Source organism: Exiguobacterium chiriqhucha RW-2 (genome assembly GCF_000416965.1).
GTDB lineage: Bacteria > Bacillota > Bacilli > Exiguobacteriales > Exiguobacteriaceae > Exiguobacterium > Exiguobacterium chiriqhucha.
This window is the reverse complement of record NZ_ATCL01000012.1, coordinates 29127-50355: the sequence shown is the minus strand read 5'-3', so window position 1 is coordinate 50355 and position 21229 is coordinate 29127. Positions and strand designations below refer to the sequence as shown.

Genomic DNA, 21229 nt, shown 5'->3' with positions numbered 1-21229 from the left:
ATGGCAAAGAGATATATTGGAATCGATCTAGGAACGACAAACTCGACAGTGAGTGTGGCTAACTTGACAGTTAGAGGGGACATCGAGTCATCAACCCTCGAAGTGGCTCAAGTCGATGAGAGTGGAAACTCTATCGTACAAGATCATACACTCCCTTCAGTACTTTATATAGATGATCAGGGTTATCCATATGTCGGACGTTTCGCAAAACGGATGAACGGGGTCTATCCGTCTCAAATCATCAAAGAAGCGAAACGACATATCGGTGAAGACGTTTCGTGGCCAATCGGTGAAGAGAATATCCGGCCGGAAATGGTGGCCTCCTATGTCTTAAAAATTCTTAAAGCCCAAGCTGAAGAATATTATGGGGAAGAAAAAATTGATAGTGTCGTGATCACCATCCCGGCCAACTTTAATTTCCAGCAACAGCAAGCCACGAAAGCGGCCGGCATGCTGAGCGGGTTTGATAAAGATAAAATTCATATGATTCCGGAGCCAACGGCTGCCTTGATCGACTTCTTAAACGAAGAGAAGAAGCTGGATGTTTCGGCCCGTCGCTTGACCCTTGAAGGAAAGAAGAAAAACTTGATGGTGTTTGACTTAGGCGGTGGAACTTGTGATGTATCCATCTTGCAAGTCGGCGAGGGGTTAAATGGTGGCATTGATATCCAAGAACTCTCGATTTCTCAATATACGGAGTTAGGTGGTATCGACTTTGATAAAAAGGTCGTAAACGAGCTATTCAAGAGACTTCTCAAAGAGTATGGTCTTTCGTTCAAACAATTTACAGCAAAATACGAGAAAAAAGACGTATTGAGATTGTTTGAGAACCTCCATGATTTTGCTGAAAAAGCGAAAAAGAGTTTCAGTACTAAAATTGAAAACCAGCTTCGACTTCAACAAATCGACTATTACGAAAACAGTGAGAAGTTTGATCGACTATCTTACCGTGAAATGTTGTCGTCCCAATTACCGGAAGAGCTCGTCACCTCTCTTTCCATCACCAAAAAAGAATATGACCAAATCATCAGTGAACTGCTCTATAAAGAACAGAGTAAACAAGGGAAAAATATTGAAGAACCTATTCTAAATGCCCTTCAGCATTCAAAAATTGGAGCGATGACCCCGCAGGACATCGATGGAGTCTTTTTAGTCGGGGGGATGACATACTATCATACGGTCCAAGAACGAATTTATGAGATTTTTGGTCGTCGAATGAAGCCAATTAAATCAATCAACCCGATGTTTGCGGTCAGTCGTGGTGCAGCTATCTATCATCATCAAATTGACAACATAAACTTCAAGTCTAGTGACCAGATTCAAGTTGCGGATACTGAAATTTCAGCAGAGACTGTCGTGTTCACAAATACGGTGCCAAATAACATTTACATTGATGTCATAGGAGCGGATCCTGTCGCGTTATTGGAAAAAGGAACGGTACTTCCGTTTGAACGAATCATTGAGGATCGTTTCATCGTGACGGGCGCGAGTTCGACAAAGGCTGTGAATGCCATGCAATTAGAATTGTTTACGGCAGTTGACGCAAAATCGATCCATACTAAAAAACTAAAATCAGCCACTGTGGCTTTCAAAAAACCAGTATCGGTCAATTCGAAACTCGTCTTAAAAGTAGAATGCAACCAAGAACGTGAAGTGTCGGTAAAGGCTTGGCTCGAACAAGATGAAACAGAAGTCATCGATGTAAATATCGGGGCACATGAGTTTACAGAGAAAGAAATCCAATTACTGAAACAGAAACAAGAACATATCAATAAGATCAAATAAAAGGAGTGGCTCCTATGTCGATGAAAGATAGAATTTCAGCAAGTAGTTTCCAAAAGCTAAATGATATGAAGAAACACCTAGTCGATCACGATGTACAAGAAAAATTCGTACTCAATGAAGATGAGGAAGAGAAGATTCGACAAGAGTTATTGCAACAAGCGGAACGAGAAGATGAAAGTGAGGAAATCGATGATGATTTCTTCACTTCCCTTTCCGGTCCTTCTCAACAGGACGGCAATGAAAAATTAGTTGAAGTTGAGTATATGGGACGAGTTGGATATGTCGACATCTCGTTTGAACACCTAGACGAGGACATCAACGAGACAGAAGCGAGAACCATTGTGGATTCTCTAGAATTGATGGCTTACAGTGATGATCCGGCCAAGCGGAAAGAAGCAGCAAAAGAAGTAGAAGCTTACGGAGAAAAAGCGGTCTCCATCATCTTCAGAGAATGTCGAAAATTCGATTTGACGGAAGATCAAAGAAAGAGTGAGATCGTTAACTTACTAGGGCGGCTTTCCGTCAGAAGCCTGAGAGGACGCAAAATCATCAAGGCTGTACTCGAAAAGGCGAATAGTACACAACACATCACGCTCTCGATGCTCGGAGCTGGCACCATCCGTGAACGTGAAGCCGTGGGAAGTATTTTGACACACATGTCTAACCCGGATTTTGTTGCAATCGGTTTGGAATCCCTTATTAAAATTCGGGATAAACAATCGGTCGAACCTATCATTAAAATCATCAATAATTTGGACTCGAACCGAAACGATATCATCGACCAAGTCATTCAGTTGGCCCCTCGCTTTGCTGACTTTGGTCCTGAAGCGGTTAAACCAGTATTTGATGCATATATTAAGGGAGAAAAGCGAGCAGTGCGCCCAGTCTTCACACTGGCGTTGCGTTCATTTAAAGAAGATGCGGTCCCTGTCTTATCGGCTGTCCTTGAGGACGAGTCGGATGAAGGTAAATTGATGCCGATTTGTATGACGTTAGGTGGATTGCGCATGCCATATGCGACAAAGTTATTAGTCGATGCCTTCCAAAAGTACCCGAACAAAAAACGAGTCATCGTTCGTGGTTTCAGTCATACCAATGACTCGTCACTAGTACCGATGATTGTCGCTGAATTGAAAGCTACACCAGATCTTAGGTTGCAACAAGAGTGTCTTGGCGCCATTGCATACCTCGGTCAAAACGACAGAGAACTGATCCCGACAATCAGACCATTCTTAAACGAGCAACGGAGCAAACTTTATCTTGATGCGCTCAACTGTATGGTCCGCCTTGGCGATCGAGAATCTTTTGAGCAATATATCGATTTATTGATGAACGGTGATGAAAATGAACAATTCGTCCTTCAAAAGCATTTACCAAAAATGCCATTCAGACTCATCGTGAAAATGGCTGAGACAATGCTCGTTTGTCCTGATGAAAAAGCGATCATGTTGGTAACCTCGCTCCAGCGCGCCAACATCATGCCAGAGGACGTGGGGCCGATCCTACAGAAAAAATTAAATCAAAAACCTTCTCCAACTTTAAAGTTAGAGATTTATCGATTGATTGGAAAACACGTGAACAAGAAGAAAGAGTTGTTGTCGCAAGACGTCCTCTATAAGGCAAAGCAAGATGAAAACGACCCACGGGTTATTCGTGAATTAGATCAAATCATTGAGAACATGCGCAAGGAGAAGGGACGCATCTCCACGGTGCGAAACTAATGCTTGGTCAGGAGCGACACAGATGAGATTGGAGGGATTAAGATGAGAAGAAAAAGTGGTCTCAAAGAAAGAAAAATTCGTTATATCGAGGTCGAGGGTGTGAGAAATGAGTATCTTGATGCAGCTTTGTTGAATACCTGTTCAGAAGGTTCGTTAATGGCACTTTTGAAAGACGAACACAAACTGCTAAAGAAAGCTGAAATTACAGCTCAAGATCTCAAACAAGACAAATTCGATCAAAATGAAGTGATTCGAATCATTTGTCCTCATCTACTCGAAAGTTATAATTTTTATAACTTCTTAGCAAATCAGGGGGAGAAGTATATCGAGCCTCTCTTAACAGAATTGTTCGAAGAGGAATACAAAAACTTTGATCTCAAACAGTGGGACTCGTCTATTCGAAAGGCACTTCTTGAAGAGCGTGTGCCTTTCTATGTGACAATCAATATTTTGCGATTCTATAAGAACGGAGAGTTCAAAGAACTGATCAAACCTTTAATGGAAGAAGAAGCGCATGTTTTACAATTTTACGATGAACTTGGGATAAAGGTTGAGGGCTTCGAATTAGACTGGGACGAACTTTTACGCAGTAAATACGAGGAGTTGTTAGGGTTGGAAGATTTTGGGGTTCCTGAAGAATCAATCACTTCTGATGGAGTAAAAGTAGCTTCTCGATTAAAAATCGCATTAAAGATGCTTGAGAGTGTAGCTGACGAGATCGATGCTTTAGGCGAACAAAAGGAATTGAAACAACAACTTGAATCTGAGAGAGAGCAAGTCGTGTCTCTAAAACAAATAAACAGTGAACTAGTACGAGACATGAAATCAAAAAATACACAGATCAAATCTCTAACAAAAGAAAACCGCATTCTCCTAAAACAAGCTGAAACGGCCACTAATAAAGCCGAGCAACAACAGAAAGAAGTGGGACGTCTTGGACAAACGCTCGGTGAGGTTCGAAAAGAGACGGAAGAGCTAGAAAAGCTCAAAGGGAATCTCGAACGTCGAGTTAACCTTCTTGAAACCGAAAAAAAATCGATAACAGCAAAACTCACAAAAGAGTTCGACAAAGAATCACTTAAAGTAAAAGTTTCATATGATGAAAAACTTGGTACTTTAGAGCAACAAGTCGCTGAATTGAACCGTCTCCTCGAAGAAGAAAAGAAAAATGGCCGTATGTTGGCTGAAGAAGCAAAAGTGGCTATCGCTGAATTGGAGCAAGCTAACCTCAGTTTAGAAGCGACGGAAGTTGAGCGCAATGAGTTGGTTGAACAACTGAAGCACGTCTCAGTTCCTGCCGCTGCAATGGTAACGGCAGCCAAAGCCGCTGATGATGACAGTGCCTTGTTCGACTTCGATGAAGATGAACTTGGTGATTTTATCAACTTTGATAACAAACCGACTCGTAACTGATGATCAATAATATCTAATTTGCTTATTAAAGAGCCCGTATACATTTCGATGTCAAAATGTATACGGGCTCTTTGTTTGGTTAACTATTCTTTGAGACGAAGATAAAATCATAAACATGATGATATTTTAAAATTGAAATTCGAATTGTTTGCCGCTAATTCTCTGAAGAAAAAGGTCCTTTTCTTGTTTCCGATTAATAAAAATGGATTATATCAAACACGTTATTTATTGATCGTATCTAAGTATTGTCTTCTAAATTTCACTACCTCTTCATTAACTGGTTTAATTATATTTTGGTAGTAATAATAACAAGTCTCAGCATCGTCTTCATCTTCTTCTTCATAATGAGTTTGGCTAGCAATGACATATCTTATGTTCCTAAACTCTGAATCATGTTCACCTGCAGATGGATATAAGAAAAATAATTTTTAAATATGAGATATTGAAAAAAATGATGTTTGTCGATATTCCTTTTTTTAACTAGTTTATCTAGGGTCTATTCATTCACGATAAAATCATAGCGAAAAATACCAATATTAGTGAATTCCATATTTTATATTACAGAATTATCTTATAATTGAACTAGTAAATAATCATTATCACACTATTGAATTGATGGGGGATATCAACATGACAAATCCGATATGGTTAGTCCGAGCGGGTAGAAATGGACATCAAGAGAACGCAGCACTCGAAAATAATTTAGTCGCGATAGGGTGGGAGGATCTTGGTGACCTTTCGGCGATCGATGACAGAGAAACATTAATCGAGTTATACGGAGAGACCTACATAGAAGATAAAGCAAGAGCCATCAGCAACATGGCTAATCAAATTTGGCGTTTTGCAAATGAAATTAAAATCGGGGATTATGTGGTGCTCCCTTTAAAAACAGAACCGGTCATTGCGATTGGTCGCGTGACGGGACCTTATGAATTCAATACAGCGATCGCTGACGAAGTCAGACACATTCGAAGAGTAGAATGGCTCACGACAAACATGCCACGGACTCGCTTAGATCAAGATTTGTTGTATTCTCTTGGTGCTTACATGACGGTATGCCGGATTCAACGAAATGACGCAGAAACTCGAATCCCACAGGCGATGCACCGATATGTGAATGGATTAGACCCTGTTTCTACCACTCAGGTTTCTGATATCGACGTGGAAGAAATCGTAGACCTTGAGGCGATTGGTCGTGACCAGATTCGGATCCTCATCGAACGAGAATTCGCTGGGCATCGTTTGCAGGATTTGGTCGCAGCGGTCTTGAAAGTGGAAGGTTTCCAGCCGGTCGTCTCTCCACCGGGGAAAGATGGAGGGGTTGATATTCTAGCTGGGAAGGGTGTCCTAGGACTTGAAGAACCACGTATTTGTGTTCAAGTCAAAGCAACGGCGTCATCAGCCGGTATAGACGTTATCAATAGCTTATTAGGAGTAGTAGCTGGATATGGGGCCACGTATGGACTGGTCGTCTCTCTCGGAGGATTTACAAAAGACGCACGTAATAAAGCAAAAGAACAGTTCTTTAAAGTTCGTTTATGGGATTCTGACGATCTGATTGACGCGTTACTTCGCGTATATGATCAGCTGGATGAAGAAATACAGGCATTTATACCTTTAAAACGAGTATGGGTCACCGTTCCGGCGGAAGGATAAGTTAAAGGGAGACGTAAACTATGCGGTGGAGAACGTTAATTATATTTGCGATAAGTAGCTTCTTACTAGTTGGTTGCGACGGCGTGGATAGATTTGGCGCTAATGCTGATCAAATCAGTGAACAATCAGGTCAAAATATGGATGAGCAAGCACGGGCGTTTGAGGATGTCGAAGAACAGTACCGAGAGTATTTAGAGATGGTAGATGAAGTAGAATTTCTTCGAGAAAGAAACGAGGAGCTAGAGGAAGAACTATTTAACTTAACTGAGAATCGAGATTGGGGAGCTGAATCATACGAATACTTTTGTGACTATGGGTATGACGAGATTAGCGAAGCCACATATAACGAATTGTGTAACTAACTTTTCCTTTTATCATCTGTAATTTTGGAAGATAGTCACTCTGATAGTTATATAGTCTTAATGAAATTTATAAAAAAGATGCCTGTATACATTTCGATGTCGAAATGTATACAGGCATCTTTTTGTGATTAGATATCCTCTAACCTCGGATAAGACAATAGACAAAGATAGGTCTTATAATTGAAGGTCCAGTCGTTCCCCGTTTATATTCTGTAGGAACATGTCACCGTTCTGATTCCGACTGCAAGTTGGACAATACACATCCCAGGTTTCAGACGAGAGCGGGTTGTAATTTCCAAACATATACTTCGTCACTTGAGTTTTCTTTGTTTGTTCATCATGATATTCCTCGTCATACGAATTTTTACATACATAACTGCCCCAGATCTCTCCACACGCACACACATAGGTCCATTTATAGGCCCTTTTTCGGGATGGGTAAGGTGTTCCATTCTGAATCGAACCGCAAGATGGACAATAGTCTAGATTTCCATTGTATTGATGCAGTATTCGACTTAGATAAGTCCTTAAATGGTTCGTCTGGTCCGGTGTGACATGAAAGTGGGCGTGTGAATACAAGGGAGATTCTTCTAGTTCAATGTTCCAGTTTGCCATCGAAGCACTATGAATCAATGAGGTACTCGTCATTTCATAAGCCGTCCCCGCTAAATCATGGATGAAGCGGCTTCGAGACCCCATCAGATGATGACGCAATAGATAAGTATAGTGTGGATTTTGATAAGGAAGATGTCTGATTTGTAGAGCGTGATGTTGATGAGACTTCTTACGTGCGTTGACAAAGGTGACAACGAGATCGGGTCGTCGAATCTCATGATTGCTCAACTGTATTTGGGGAGAAAATACGACAATCAATCGGTCTTGTGTTTTATAATGCTCGAACTGGATTGCCACACCGCTTAAGGACTTATGCTTTTTCAAATGTTCTTGAAGACGTTGCATGATTTGGGTCCGTGGTAAGAACTTTAAACGTATACACTCTGAATATAATTGTAGGAGTGTCCAAATCTCAAAAAGGTGTGATGAATCAAGCATCCAAGTGATGAACGATTCTGTTTCTGATGAGGGTGAGGGCCACAACTGGACCATCTCGTTATACAGATGGATGATTTTCTGACGCTGTTCCGTTCCAAGTGAAGCAGGGGTCGAATCATTTCCAGTTAAACTTTCGGGTGTCATGTGTGCTCGAGATTGTAGTGAATGGATGTGGTCAATCATCTGTCGCAACAGCTTCAAAGTGTCTTCGGCACTTTGTAAATTTTGTTCGAGACTGTCCAATTTTTTATGTATCGCAGTAGTGATCCCACGGTCGGCACCGGGGCGACGTAGTTCAGCAGTCTCACGACGAAGATTCATTTCGCGGTCGAGCCTGAGTTGAGATAAAGATATTATTTGGTGGCGATGTTCCAATAGTTGCTCGATGGTATGTGCCATAGTGTCGACTGATGTCGTCTGGTCCAAGGGTTCTTTTGTCAACGAGACGGGCAATTTTTCTCGATTGCCTACTGAGCGCTGAAATTCATCAAACAGTGACTGAACTTTAGCGAATTCTAACTGTTCGGTGTTACGATTCGGACGGTTGGAATAACCTTGATCCATCTCGAACCTTGTCAGTATGTCTCGTACTTCATGTTGAAGGGAGAGATAATGAGTGATTGAGAGCGTATGGGGTAATGCAAGCAAGGTCTCCTTTTCTAACAGATTTCCATCAGCGTCATACGCTTTGATTAAAAACTTTCCGCATTCTTTAAACAATGCGTCTCGATCGGGATGAGGTTCCAAATACCAGAGGTCTTCATGATTATTAGAATGAGAGAATTGTGCACCCGTAACACCTGACAATGTGATCCGAGAAGCGCCGTCTACCTGGACGCCGAGGTGAATCTGTTGTGCATCCTTCTCGTTATGTTCTTGAAAGATATAAGTACAGTGATGTCTTTCTAACTCCTTTAGAACTTTAACGTGGGCAGGTTGTACCTTTGAGACAAAAGCACTTCGCTCTTTTTTATTGATATATACGATATTAAATAATTTCAATTATCTTCACTCCTACATCCGACTGTTTGTGATTTGATACCACTTGGCACTTTAAAGTGAAAGTGGCATAGACAGCCATTAATATATGCATAAATTCCTGTATACATAGGATGAACGATCGATGTTTCTTTTTTCAACCTAACACTTTTTATTAATAAGTAAATGTGAAAAAATATAGTATAATTTTCCTATATCATAATATCTTATGACTTAAAATGTAATAATGAGTAATTTGTGCATGTACATATATTTTGTCGAATACAGCACTTATTTTTTCTAATACGTACGAGAGAGTGGAAACTAAAATGAATAAAAACGTCCTACGCTCAGAAATCAATGAGTTGGTCAACGCATACAAAGAGGATTTGTTTTTTGGAGACGAAATCGAGCTTCTTTCAAATCGTATCCATTCGTTAGAAAGCAGCATCGCCGTCACGGGCCAATTCTCTGTCGGAAAGTCAGCGCTGCTCAACGCGTTGTTAGGAGAGGAGATTCTATCGACCCGTCGGATTGAATCAACAAAAGTCTTGACCCGTATACGGAGTTGTCCTTCTCGGGAAGAAGCAAAAGTAACACTCACCTATTTAAAGGGAGACTCACGCACATTTCCAATCGAGGACATCGAAGACTTGGAAAAGTATACGACTTTTCAAGGGGAAGAAGTCACAGACCAGTTGGCGTCCGTCGATCTTTACTGGCCGGTTAGTTTCTTGAACGAAGAACTTGTATTGGTCGATACACCTGGCGCGAACTCGGTCACCAAATCGGCCTTTCAGACGACGCGGACACAGCTCAAAAAATCGTCGGCAATTCTCTATTTGTTCAATGGACAGAAAGGGCTTGAGACGACAGATCATGAGCTTCTGAAAGAGTTCATCTCAGATGGCAAGAAAGTATTCCTGGTCGGTACACATATCGATCGGATTGATGTGTCAAAGGATTGGGATGCTGTAGTAAAAAGCGCTCAATCGAATCTTCAAGAAATATCTGACCTCGACATCATAGGTGTATCCTCCATTTGGGGGTTACAAGGAAAAATCGAATCCAATGACATTCTTTTAAGTGAATCGAATATCACGACTCTTGAAGCCGTGCTAGGTGATTATATGGCCTCGGGTGATTATCACCGAGCCGACCTTCGTTCAATCGAAAGTGACTACATGAAATTACTCATGGAAATAAAAAAAGTCGAGGAAGATCAACTCGACGAAGAACGTGAAATAGAGGAAGAGCGGGAACGGAGACGGGAGCGTCTTATTGCGATTACCGAATTAGATTATGCGGATGTCGAGACATATGGAAAGACATTGTTACGTCGGCGCGAGGGCAGTGTGCGAGAAATGGGCTCGCGTCTAGAAGAAGGCGTGTTAAGGGACGGAAAAGATATTTTACATACAGTCACGGCATCCTATGCCACCTTCAGCCAACAGTTGAACAGTAAGATGCAGGAGCTTGCGTACGGAATGATTGACGTTGAGTCACTGAAACATGATTATATCAATCATTTAAATCATGTCGAACAAATCTATCTAGAGTGGGGAGAGACGATTGAGGCATCGGGCCATCAATTTGTTGAAGCGTTTGAGGCCCAAGTAAAACGTGCAGATAAAACATTTCTTCATGCCATGAAAACAATGGAGAATGACGTTGATATCCAGTGGGATCACTTTGATTCGATTTTGATGTCTATCGCCTTCGAACCTATGCGATTAGACATCGACTTGACTGACTTTGAAGTGTACGAGTCACAGGTCGACAAAGAGGAATCGAAACGGACAAAACTCAAAACGAAGCTATCCACGGTCGAAAAAGAGCAGCAACAGATTGCAAAAACGCTTGATGAACAAGTATCTGAGGTCGAGAAGAACAAAAAAAGTGTCCTGTCCCACTTGGGGGAACGACCGAAACCTGAGAGACAGTATCGGGAAACAGGAATGTGGTTTTGGAAAAAAAGTGTCCCTGATGGCTATGATTACTCTGGACCAAATCGATGGGACGAACGTTACAGAGAAATGACGACCGTGTATGAACAGGACTTAACTCGGATCAACGAGGTCAATCGAGAGCTTTCCATGAAAAACGAGAGAAAGCGAACACGTACATTGAAAGAAATCGATGAGCTTGAAGAAGAAATCCATTCGAAGCGTCGCGCTTTTTTAAGTGCGCTTTATTCCATCATCAATGACCAATCAAAAATTGTTCGTGAGACGCACAATGAGCGATTAAACGATGTTCGGCAAGAGTGGGAACGATTATTAACCATACAAGAGGAACGTCATAGCACGCACCTCCAGACGATTGAAGACAAGTTCGTGAAATTTGTGAATGATTCGAAACAAACAGCCATCAAAAAAATTAGAGTATTGTGAGGTCCATCCTATGATCAGAAATCAATTTGTGGAACGAAAGCAAGAATTACAAGAAAGGTTCGATGCCGCTTTACAAATCGGTAAGGAGCTTGAGGAACGTTATCCAGAAGTCCTGTCGGTGCGTCCTGTGATGGAAGACCTTCAGACATTGAAAGAAAACTGGGAGAATGAACGTTTTGAAATCGTCGTGGTCGGTGAGTTCTCAACTGGAAAATCGACGTTTATCAACGCTTTGTTGAAACGTGAGATCCTTCCTTCGAAGGTGACGCCTACGACGGCGACAGTCAATTTCATCAGACACCTCAATGAACTTGGTGAAGATTGCAAGGAACCAATCGCGAAAGTTCATTTTAAAAACGATGACGTCATCGAAATTCCCTACCACGACCTCTCTGACTACGTCACTGAGATGAGCGAGAAGGTGAATGTCAGTGAAAATATCCGCTATGTCGATCTCTATGTTGACTCGCCATATCTAGAAAATGGAGTCGTGCTTGTCGATACACCTGGTCTACAGGCATTGAATCTCGAACATGAGCGCATCACGAAAGAACAAATCAAAAAATCGAATGCGAGCATTCTTCTATTTAATATGGAACAGCCCGGGAAATTGACAGAGATCAAGTTTCTCCGCGACCTCTCGGAGTCAATCGATCGGATTTTCTTCGTCGCCAATCGACTCGATGGTGTTCCTCAAAATCAAGTGCAGGAAGTGAAAGAACAACTCGAGAAATCATTGCGCGAGAATGACTATCAACAAATCGCCGCTGCTCAGGCAGTGGTCTATCCAGTTAGTGCTTTACAGGCCTTGAAGGCGCAAGACGAGATGGTCGTCACACGACATTGGGAAGATGTTCCTGCAGACGAATTGATGACCTCATCGCGTTTCCCTGCATTCGTAGATCGTTTGGAAAATTATCTCTTTGCCGGCGAAAAGACAAACGACTTTTTAAATGTCCCTAATGTTTCCATCGAAAACTACTACGAACAATTGATTCGTCAGCTTGAACAGTACCAAGAAGCGCTTGAACGAGACGATGACATGGAGGGACTTGAGAAAGCCCATAAGTTAGCCAAAGATGAGGCGGAACTTCGAAACTTACAACTGAAGAAAGAAATCATCCGATTGAAAAATCTTTTCTCCAATACAACGCGAGAAAACCAAAAGCAATTCAATGAAGAGTTTGAGAAGTTGACGACCTCTACCAAACTTGCAGTCGAATCGATTGAATCATTTGATCGACTCGAGAGCCAGGTAAATGACGAACTAGAGTTATTCAATAAAGATTACCAGGACCTGTTCGATCGAAAGCTGTTTGATTTGGCAGAAGAATTGAACACCGCCATGCGACATGAGCTTGAAGAGTTTGAATTGAAAGTAGAAACGCCAAACCTAAACGAAGTGTTAGATGTTCGAGTTGGCGTCCATCGACCAAAAATAAAGACGGCTGAAGAAATTGAGGCGGAAGTGAAGAAGAAATTTGCCAATCAGAAAGAAGAGTTGGCAGAAGAAAAGCGGAAACTTGATCTTAAAACCAAACAAGAACATCAACTGAACGTCCAAAGACGAGAACTACAGCGCAAGAAAGAACAACATAAAGATGACCTGCGCTTCCATGAGATGCTAATCAATAGCACACCTCAAACCGAGGAACGTTACGGTGTCATTAAAAAAAGGCGTTTTTGGTTCGACAAGCATGGCACGGTGAAAGAAGAGAACAAGCGATATGATCAATTGATTGCCGAAAGACGAGAGACTGTCGTAGCCGCTCGTCGTGAAATCGATGAGCGTATCGAACAGGCTATGAGCATCGAAATGGAATTAGGGAATTTCGATGGCGTTTACACTGATCGTGAAGAAATTCTCGAGGAGCAGAAAGCACTCAATGAGAAAGAAGGAATGGCCCTCATTCAACGTATGAACGAAGAGCTAGTGGAATCGGGTCGATTGTTAAACAATCAAAAACGCAAAGTGACAAGACAGTTAGATTCCATCTTCACTCAATGCAAACGCGATTATCGAGATTTCATTCGGACATTGGATACGTTGAAACTAGCCGAACAGCAGATTGAAGAGTATATCCGTAAACAGGATGAACTATTATCCTCGAGTATGCGATTGGCTGCGCAGCTTGCCGAGCAAATTGACAGTTCTCTAGAGACGCGAGCATCTGTCGCAAAAGACGTGGAACAAGTGAAGCAAAAAGTAGAGGAAGAAAAAATGTTGCTGATGACGGCACTCATTTGAAAGGGAGAGACCAAGTATGATCGAAACGTTAAAACAACTTCCTCTGTTGCGGGAAGACATTAAATTTCTTGAGACGATAGAGGCACAGGCGTCGACACAAGAAATTGAAATTGCCGTGCTGGGATCTTTCAGTGTCGGGAAATCAGCTCTGATCAATACCTTGATCGGGGAAGGAGATATTTTACCGACACATACTAACGAGACAACTGCGATCCCGACATATGTATCAGGATCGGATGAAGACAAGGTGGAGGTCGAGTTCGTCGATGGACAGACTCGAGTGATCACGGTGGATGAATTACATGCTTTTGTGGCAGGCGGGCAAGTGGAAGATGTGTCTTGCATTCGACTGCTAAAAACGTCACCAGATTGGCTGCAGGGGATGACGATCATCGACACGCCCGGACGCAATACAAAATTTAACGCACATATCGAGGCCTCTGAGTCTGCGCTACGATCCGCTGATGTGATTATGTATGTGATGCCGTGGCAAGGTTTGACGTTGGAAGATATCGTCTACATCAAGCATGTTCTTCTCTATCAACCGAACCTCCATTTCATCATCAACAAAATCGATCGAGTGGATGAGACGCAAGGTGTATCCATTGACGAGTTGGTAGCGAAAGTCACAACGGACCTCTCTTCTCAACTTGGAAAAGCGTACCCGGTCCATGCGGTCAGCGCGACGACCGGACAGAACATCGCAGCTGTGTTAGACCTTCTCGCCAATCTGAAGAAAGAGATGAGAGCGGTCAAGTCAACGCGCTTCGATCATGCGATTCATCAGTTCCTTTTACGTGAGCAGAGTCGTATGAATCAACAGATTAAACTACTAGAGTTGGCACTCTCAAAGGACGAGTCGAAGCTTGAGACTGAGAAACAGGAACTTCTTATTCAGTTCGAGGAAGTGAACCTCGAAATCGCCAATCAAATTGATTCGATGCAAGCCGTACTCTATCGCACAGGCGAAGAAGTAGAAGAATTCATTCATTCGAATTATCTTACACTTGAGATACGCTTGAAGTCGCTGGTCCATCAAAGCCTGTCAATCGATGTACTGACCTTAAAAGTCGAAGATGAAGTATTGACGACCCGGAACGCTATATTCAAGACGGTACAGGAAAAATTGAATAACATCGTGGGAGAAAGCTTCTTCCTTACATTGAATCAAGAAATGAATCAGACTGTAAATCTTCACATTACAGAGCCAGATCTGTTCCATCTTCAGCAAAAGCATGATGCCGAGCGGCAAAGACTCTTGAAAAGAGTCGAGTCAGTGGCAACGGAACTTCAATATCTGCCGGTAGAGGTGGTGGATGAGGAGAGACACCTTCGACTCACACAAGAAATCGAAGGATTGACAGACGAGTTGGTCGAGCGTTACGTCCCGCAATATATCATCGATGAATCTGCTGATGACCAAACCGCGACGAAAATTGCGTCTGCAATCGGTTTTGTCGGGGATATCGGACTCGCGATCGGACTTGCAGCCGTGACGGCCGGTGCATCAGCTGGGGTACAAGTGTTGGCGAAAGGTGCCGGTAAGGCCGCGACTAAAGAGACAACGAAAGCGGTCACCAAAAAACTCGTAAAAGAAGCTGCATTAAAAGCAGCTAAAGAAGCGATGAAAGATTCGGCGAAAAAAGCCACGAAAAAAATTGCGGTAGAAGCGACCGAAAAAATGGCGATCATGGGAGCAGAGATGGTCGATCGAAAAGCAGGTGGAGAAGTCGGGGAAGACAGTCAACTCCTTCGAGCAGTGAAGACGTTCGATCAAGTCACCAGCCCGGTGCAGACATTGGCAAAAAAAATCGGTCAAAACATCGACGAGCAACGCAGACAACCGCCCGCGGAGGACATTCAATATCGTCGTGATTTCTTCGCTCGAAAACATGAGCTTGAAGTCGAACGTGATAAACGATTGTCACAGTTAAAAGAATTAGAAGAAAAAGCGACAACCAATGAGAAGATGCGTCAGGACTTACGACTCAAACGCCAGAAGATTGAAAAGAGTGTCGAACAAGAAATTGCACGCGTTCAAAACGAACATGAGCGGACGCTTCAAGAACTCAAGAATCGACACATGTATAAAGAAGTCGAACATCAAATTCAATCTGTGCTCTCAGAAGAACAAGAAAGCGTGCGAATCTGGTTCAAATCAGAGTTTGGGGTTGTCTCCAACTCAATAGAACAAATGATACCCGCTCAGCTGTCGCAACAGTTGGAAGAGTCGAAGGAACAGATTGAAGAGATCGAACGCTTCAAAAAACAAGGCAGCGACCGTGTAGAAGTCGAACTTCAAGCATCACGGCAGGCCATTCAAGAAATCGATATGTTATTGGATGGAACGCAACATGGACCATCAATCTGAGGTCTCTTGGTTAGCACGTCAATTGGAGAAACATATGCTCGAGGACGAACCGTCTATTTGGAAGGCAATGCGAGAAGCGGATTTTAAAGACACACGGCGATATAACGATGGAATCAGACAAGTGTACATCGTAGGTGAACCAGACGTTTTAGGTGAGTATACAAATCTTTTCGACACGGTACCAACCTCGATGGGACGAATCCAATCTCGAGAAGATCATCCGATTCTACAGTGGATGACCGTCCATTACTATCTTCCCTTAGATTTAGATGAAATCCCTACAGGCGTCCGAGTAAACCTGTTTGTCGAGGAACGGCTACCGACTTGGTCGCGCCCTTTGTTCCAAGCAGAAACTGTCGCAAAAGTAGTGAGTAAAAAGAAAATCAAGACATTGGCACGGTTAACGAGAGTGACAAATTCTTTATACGAAGAAATGACAATCGATCATCTCATGGATGACTTCCTCCCTATGGAATCGGTCGAGAAAGTATCGGAAGAATTGTTTCCGGATGTACCACGGCAACATCTGATTCGTTTGTCGACACTGACCGAACCACACGAACTGTCTGAAGTGATGGATTTGGCTGCGGCGGACATGTTGAACACTTACTGGCTCCAAAATCGACCGAGCTTTCCCGAATGGATGCCGATTCTAGTAAGAGAAGTCGCACAGTTTTTAACAATCAAGTCGTCGAATGCTCAAGGTGAAGAGTTGATTGAACAACTGAAAAGGTGGGGTGAACGTGAGAAACGAATTGATGGAAAGTGAGAGAGGATATCTGATGTTGAGCCATCGGTTACTTGAGATTACGTCTAGCGCTTATCCCTACATGCTTGAAACATTAAAGCAGCACCTAAACAATCTTGATCGATTAGATGTGTTCGAACGAACGTTGTATGTGGCTGAACTTCTTGAGGTGTTAGATTCGCAAAAAGACCATGACGGGTTCGATCAGACAATACGGACTTTGAAGTCTGAGGCGGTCAGCGATGCCGTGCTCGTGTTACTTAAACAATATAAGAAATGGATAATTTGAGGTGAGGGACATCATGAAGAAGTTGTATAGTTACATGTTTCCTATATCGTTAGGAGCATTTGCACTTGTAGCGACGCCAGTCGCTGATTCGAATCTTGTGATTTCGGTTCTAATATTGGTCGGCGTCGTGACATTGTGGTTAGGGATTACGTCTGTTGCGAAAAAAGCAGATGAGAATGAACAGAAAATGAACGCGCTTCTCAACAGTATCGAACACCAAACAGAAGTCGTCCGAGAGGCCGTCACCGAGTTACGACAGAACGGTGAAGTTGTCGCAACTGGATTGCAAAATATGCATGACGTAGCCTCTGAACTAAACAAGAGTTCTCAAGAGAATGTGGAGGCGATGAAGTCAAACACTGAGGCGATCACAGAGCAATTGAGCAAGTTGAAAGAGAGTAATCAGAATGATATCCAGGAGATCGTCAAGAAACAAGACGGGCTCTTGCGTCTGGCTGAAGAACTCGTGGAGATACAGAATGAGATCCCGAACGGATTCAAAGAGCTTCAGGATTCTATCTCCCAAGCAAACGATGACCAGATCGAAGTCATGCAAGGGCTCGAGACCCATATCTACGAAATGAAGAACGGCAAAGAGTCTTATCATGAACAGCTTCTCGAATTGAACGGTAAAATAATCGACACCGTGAATACCCGTGTGGAAAATCTGAGCATGTACATTCAAGAAGAAGCAACGACCTTGATGAAACGTTCTGAAGATGCACAAGTGCTCGCATTAAAAGAAGTCGAGGCGTTTGGAACATTGATCAAACAAATTGAAGAACTGAATCAACAGATGCAACATGTCTCGAAACACAATCAAGAAGCGAGCGTCAAAGAACTAGAAAGATTGACAGAAATCAGTGCCGCTCTATTGGAAGGTATCAGTCAACTGACAAACTCGAAGAGTGCAGAACGCAAAAAAATTTTGCTTGTACAAAAGAAGCTGATTGAAAAATTTGCAGATTAATCGAAATAAGCACTCCCAATAAAAGTGAATAAACAAAAGCGTTTGAAACCAGTCAAAAAGATGGATTGGTCTCAAACGCTTTTTTATATGGAGTATAAAATCTAGAGGGTTGCAACTCACGAGCTAGGTATACAATCCTTTGAATTATTGTGAAAACTTAATTGTACCGCTGCTTGATTTCAGCAATCAGCTCCGGGAGTTTCCCAGTTAATTTCATGACATGCATTAATCGATTGTTACCCGCTTGTTTGTTGACTGCGTCAAAATCAACACTTTTGATGAGTTCATCGATATAGGGTACAACGTCTGGCTGAGCAGGCGAATAAGAGCGAACTGATTTTTCAAGCAGATCACTATTCAGACCCCATTCCATAGCTAACTCATTTACGGCCGTTTGCATTTGGGTTGATTTCCACAGCTCAAACGCCTCATCAAAATTCATGCCACTAGACAAGTTCCCAGGTACCAACTCGGTATCGACAAACTCTCTTAACAGTTGAGCTTGCTCGTTATCTCCCATGTCACTCAATTCCTGAATCTGTTGATAGATGATACGGAGGGTTTCACTATCTACCGTTTGGACACCGTTTGACGTGGTGATCTTTGAATCAATCAAACTAAGAATGTGAGCGGCATCAATCACTTGGGTACCTGCTAGTTTGGTTTTGCCAACTAACACATTAACAGGTGAAGGCGGCGGAGGAGGCCCGATCTTCCGCGTTAAGTTTTTATAGGCCCCGACATACTGCAGCCACGTATGTTCATCAATACCAAAAGCATGGTCATCCCACTGAAATTCATAATATTGCTCGACTAAATTCAACTGCTCTGCGGCATCTTTAAAGGCGAGTAAGAAGGCTTCTTTTCTTACTTCGTCATGTTCAATCGTTTGCCAGTCTGTAGGATTAGGCAAGGTCGGAGTCATTTCGGCAATTTTTATTGCGAACTTCTGTACAGACGTCTCGTAAGGTTCGACAATAGCTTTGCTACTCTTACCGCCACTTCCATATAACCGTAACGCGTCATTAACTAATTCTTCAGTAATACGAGGGTACTGAAAGTTAATGATTGTCCCGAATTCTTTGGCTGGGCCAAACACTCGATTGGTTCTCGAGTAAGCTTGAATCAACCCTTGAAGTTCAAGTGGACGATCAATGTAGAGCGTATTCAGGCGCTTGGAATCGTAACCAGTCAAGAGCTGGTCTGCAACAATCACAAGGTCAATGTTCTTAGGGTTTCGCCCGCTTCCGCCTCGAGTGGCACGTTCTACAAGATCTTCAAAATAAGCATCTTCCCCATGTTTTTTATCACCGGCCACAAACGAAATTCCGGTAAATGAAGCGTAGTCCTTAAACATCCCTTTCACAATTTCGGGATCGAGGGGAGTAGGATCATTTTCATTGCCGAAGCTAAACGTCATGGCGATATTCAAATGTTCATTGTGCATTGCCATCTGTTTTTGAAATTCCTCATAATAGGCAATGACACGATTTTTATAGGCGACAGTTAAAATCGCGTTAAATTTTCTTTCTTGTGACTGCGAGTCCCAATTCTTTAGAATTTCTTCTACAACGCGTGGAATATGTGTCTCGTCATGATAAGTAAGAAGTCCTAACTTTTTCGCATGTCTTTCCACGTCGGCCTCGGACAATTCTTGAACTTGACGTTCGATATCTCTGTCCGCCAAGTCAGGCTTTTCTTCTTTTATTTTTTTGACCAGTTGCTCCCTTAAATCGTCATAACTTTTAAATTCACCGGTATTGATATAGTCCACATGAAATCCCAACACGTTTTTATCTGCGATGGCTTCATCAATCGTATACTGGTGCAAATTTGGACCGAACAACTTTTCCGTCGTATTGATCACTTCGCTTTTTTCATTTACCTTACCTTTGATTTTATTTTCATCAAATAGTGGCGTCCCGGTAAAACCAAAGAAGAGTCCATTTTTCTTGAAATATCGTTTAATCGTCCCCATCATATGTCCCATTGTCGTTCGATGAGCTTCATCGATAATAAAGATGACTTTTTTATCCACTAAGCTCGCATCTTGAGCTTCTTCTAATTCTTTCACTAGAGCGTTCAGCTTGAACGTTGTCGTCACGACAATGCCATTTTTAGGAGACTTCAGTATCTTCCTAAGTTGATAGGTATGCTTGGTATCATCAACAGACACAGATTCATAAGCTGCATACGCTTTGAAATTTTCACTGGTACGATTATCAAGCTCACGCCGATCAACGAGAAAGACGACTTTATCGAACCCGGCTCGTGTAGACAAGAATAGAGCGGTTTTAAAACTAGTGATTGTTTTACCAGATCCTGTCGTGTGCCAAACAAATCCTCCGTGAGGGATTTTTTCTTTATTGTCCCAACCAAAAGCTGCACCTTCTACGGCCTGCAACGCATGCACTTGATACGGACGCATGAGGATATGTCGTCTGTTTTCTTCAAGACGTGCTTCGTCAATGACCAGGTAATCGCCGACCATTTGATGCGCCATCGGGATCATCAGAAATTGTGCGATGACTTGTTCCCAAGCATTCACTACATGGTTATCTTTATCGGCCCAATGGAAGACAAAACTCAGGTTGAAGTCATCAACTGACTTCGGTGTGGCGAAGTAGCGAGTGGCGATTTCAGAAGTGATCACCATCATCTGTGAGAATGCCATGAAATTATGAGTGTATTCGCCGTCGCGATAATAGCGCATGAACTGACCATATGCTTCATCTAGCGTTTTGTCAGTGCGCTTTTGTTCGATATTGATGAGAGGCAGACCGTTAATCAGTAAGACCAGATCAAAACGATTGTTATTTGTTGTCTGTACTTCTCTCGCGATTCGGTAGCTTGAATCGCCACCGCGTACTTCGGCTTTTTTGAATATGGTCAAGGTAATTTGTTTTCGTGTGATGTTGGGATTGTCGTCACGATAAATCCCGTCGATCTTGCCTTTTGATTCTTCAATGGCTAACAGTTTTGCGGCTTCGTAGCTATTACTGATTTGACTCACTTTTGCCATGACCTGCTTGAACTCATTATCTGTCAATTCGATACCTTCAAGTTGGTCGGCATTTATACGGTTCAATTCTTTACGCCAATGTTGAATGAGGTCAGCAACAGTAACTTTCTGCCGATTCCCATCTAAGAAATCGGGGGCTTCCCATTTATATTTCTGTAGTTCTTTTACAAAGTTTTCTTGAAATGTTTTTTCTGCCGCACTTTTCGGTGCTTTGCTCATG

At 42.5% G+C, this 21229-nt stretch carries 13 protein-coding genes; 11 read left to right on the top strand and 2 right to left on the bottom strand.

Annotation, left to right across the window (positions count from 1 at the left end):
* The 5 genes from M467_RS19435 to M467_RS19415 all read left to right on the top strand — a co-directional run bounded on the left by M467_RS19435 (position 1) and on the right by M467_RS19415 (position 6937).
* The gene (locus M467_RS19435) at positions 1-1785 is read left to right on the top strand and encodes an Hsp70 family protein (protein WP_021065810.1); all 1785 of its coding nucleotides are present in this window, start codon (positions 1-3) and stop codon (positions 1783-1785) included.
* 14 nt (positions 1786-1799) lie between these two features.
* Positions 1800-3506: a HEAT repeat domain-containing protein gene (locus M467_RS19430; RefSeq protein ID WP_021065809.1), complete on the top strand. Its 1707-nt coding sequence runs from the start codon at positions 1800-1802 to the stop codon at positions 3504-3506.
* Positions 3507-3548: 42 nt separating this feature from the next.
* Positions 3549-4919 carry a hypothetical protein gene (locus M467_RS19425; RefSeq protein WP_021065808.1) on the top strand — a complete coding sequence of 457 codons (1371 nt, stop codon included), beginning with the start codon at positions 3549-3551 and terminating at the stop codon, positions 4917-4919.
* A gap of 630 nt (positions 4920-5549) precedes the next feature.
* A complete protein-coding gene (locus tag M467_RS19420; RefSeq protein WP_021065807.1) occupies positions 5550-6575 on the top strand; it encodes a restriction endonuclease in 1026 nt (341 codons plus the stop codon).
* 20 nt (positions 6576-6595) lie between these two features.
* The gene (locus M467_RS19415) at positions 6596-6937 is read left to right on the top strand and encodes a hypothetical protein (protein WP_021065806.1); all 342 of its coding nucleotides are present in this window, start codon (positions 6596-6598) and stop codon (positions 6935-6937) included.
* Positions 6938-7111: 174 nt separating this feature from the next.
* Here the strand turns inward: M467_RS19415 and M467_RS19410 are convergent, their stop codons facing one another.
* Entirely contained in the window at positions 7112-8992 is a 1881-nt protein-coding gene (locus M467_RS19410) for a hypothetical protein (protein WP_021065805.1), read from the bottom strand.
* 251 nt (positions 8993-9243) lie between these two features.
* Here M467_RS19410 and M467_RS19405 point away from each other — a divergent pair, with 251 nt between their 5' ends.
* From M467_RS19405 to M467_RS19380, 6 genes are read left to right on the top strand one after another with little or no spacing between them, the layout of a single operon-like run.
* Positions 9244-11361 (top strand): dynamin family protein, encoded by a 2118-nt coding sequence (locus tag M467_RS19405; RefSeq protein ID WP_144060649.1) that lies wholly within the window; start codon positions 9244-9246, stop codon positions 11359-11361.
* 10 nt (positions 11362-11371) lie between these two features.
* A complete protein-coding gene (locus M467_RS19400; protein ID WP_021065803.1) occupies positions 11372-13609 on the top strand; it encodes a dynamin family protein in 2238 nt (745 codons plus the stop codon).
* 16 nt (positions 13610-13625) lie between these two features.
* On the top strand, positions 13626-15980 hold the full coding sequence (locus M467_RS19395; protein ID WP_021065802.1) for a dynamin family protein: 2355 nt from the start codon (positions 13626-13628) through the stop codon (positions 15978-15980).
* Positions 15964-16749 (top strand): hypothetical protein, encoded by a 786-nt coding sequence (locus tag M467_RS19390; protein WP_021065801.1) that lies wholly within the window; start codon positions 15964-15966, stop codon positions 16747-16749. The genes M467_RS19395 and M467_RS19390 overlap by 17 nt, the downstream gene beginning before the upstream one ends.
* Positions 16724-17017: a hypothetical protein gene (locus M467_RS19385; RefSeq protein ID WP_021065800.1), complete on the top strand. Its 294-nt coding sequence runs from the start codon at positions 16724-16726 to the stop codon at positions 17015-17017. The genes M467_RS19390 and M467_RS19385 overlap by 26 nt, the downstream gene beginning before the upstream one ends.
* 13 nt (positions 17018-17030) lie before the next feature.
* The gene (locus M467_RS19380) at positions 17031-17987 is read left to right on the top strand and encodes a coiled-coil domain-containing protein (RefSeq protein WP_021065799.1); all 957 of its coding nucleotides are present in this window, start codon (positions 17031-17033) and stop codon (positions 17985-17987) included.
* A 157-nt stretch (positions 17988-18144) separates the two neighbouring features.
* On the opposite strand, the gene M467_RS19375 is transcribed toward M467_RS19380, so the two are convergent.
* Positions 18145-21228 carry a type I restriction endonuclease subunit R gene (locus tag M467_RS19375; RefSeq protein ID WP_021065798.1) on the bottom strand — a complete coding sequence of 1028 codons (3084 nt, stop codon included), beginning with the start codon at positions 21226-21228 and terminating at the stop codon, positions 18145-18147.
* Between the last annotated feature and the right edge of the window lies 1 nt (position 21229).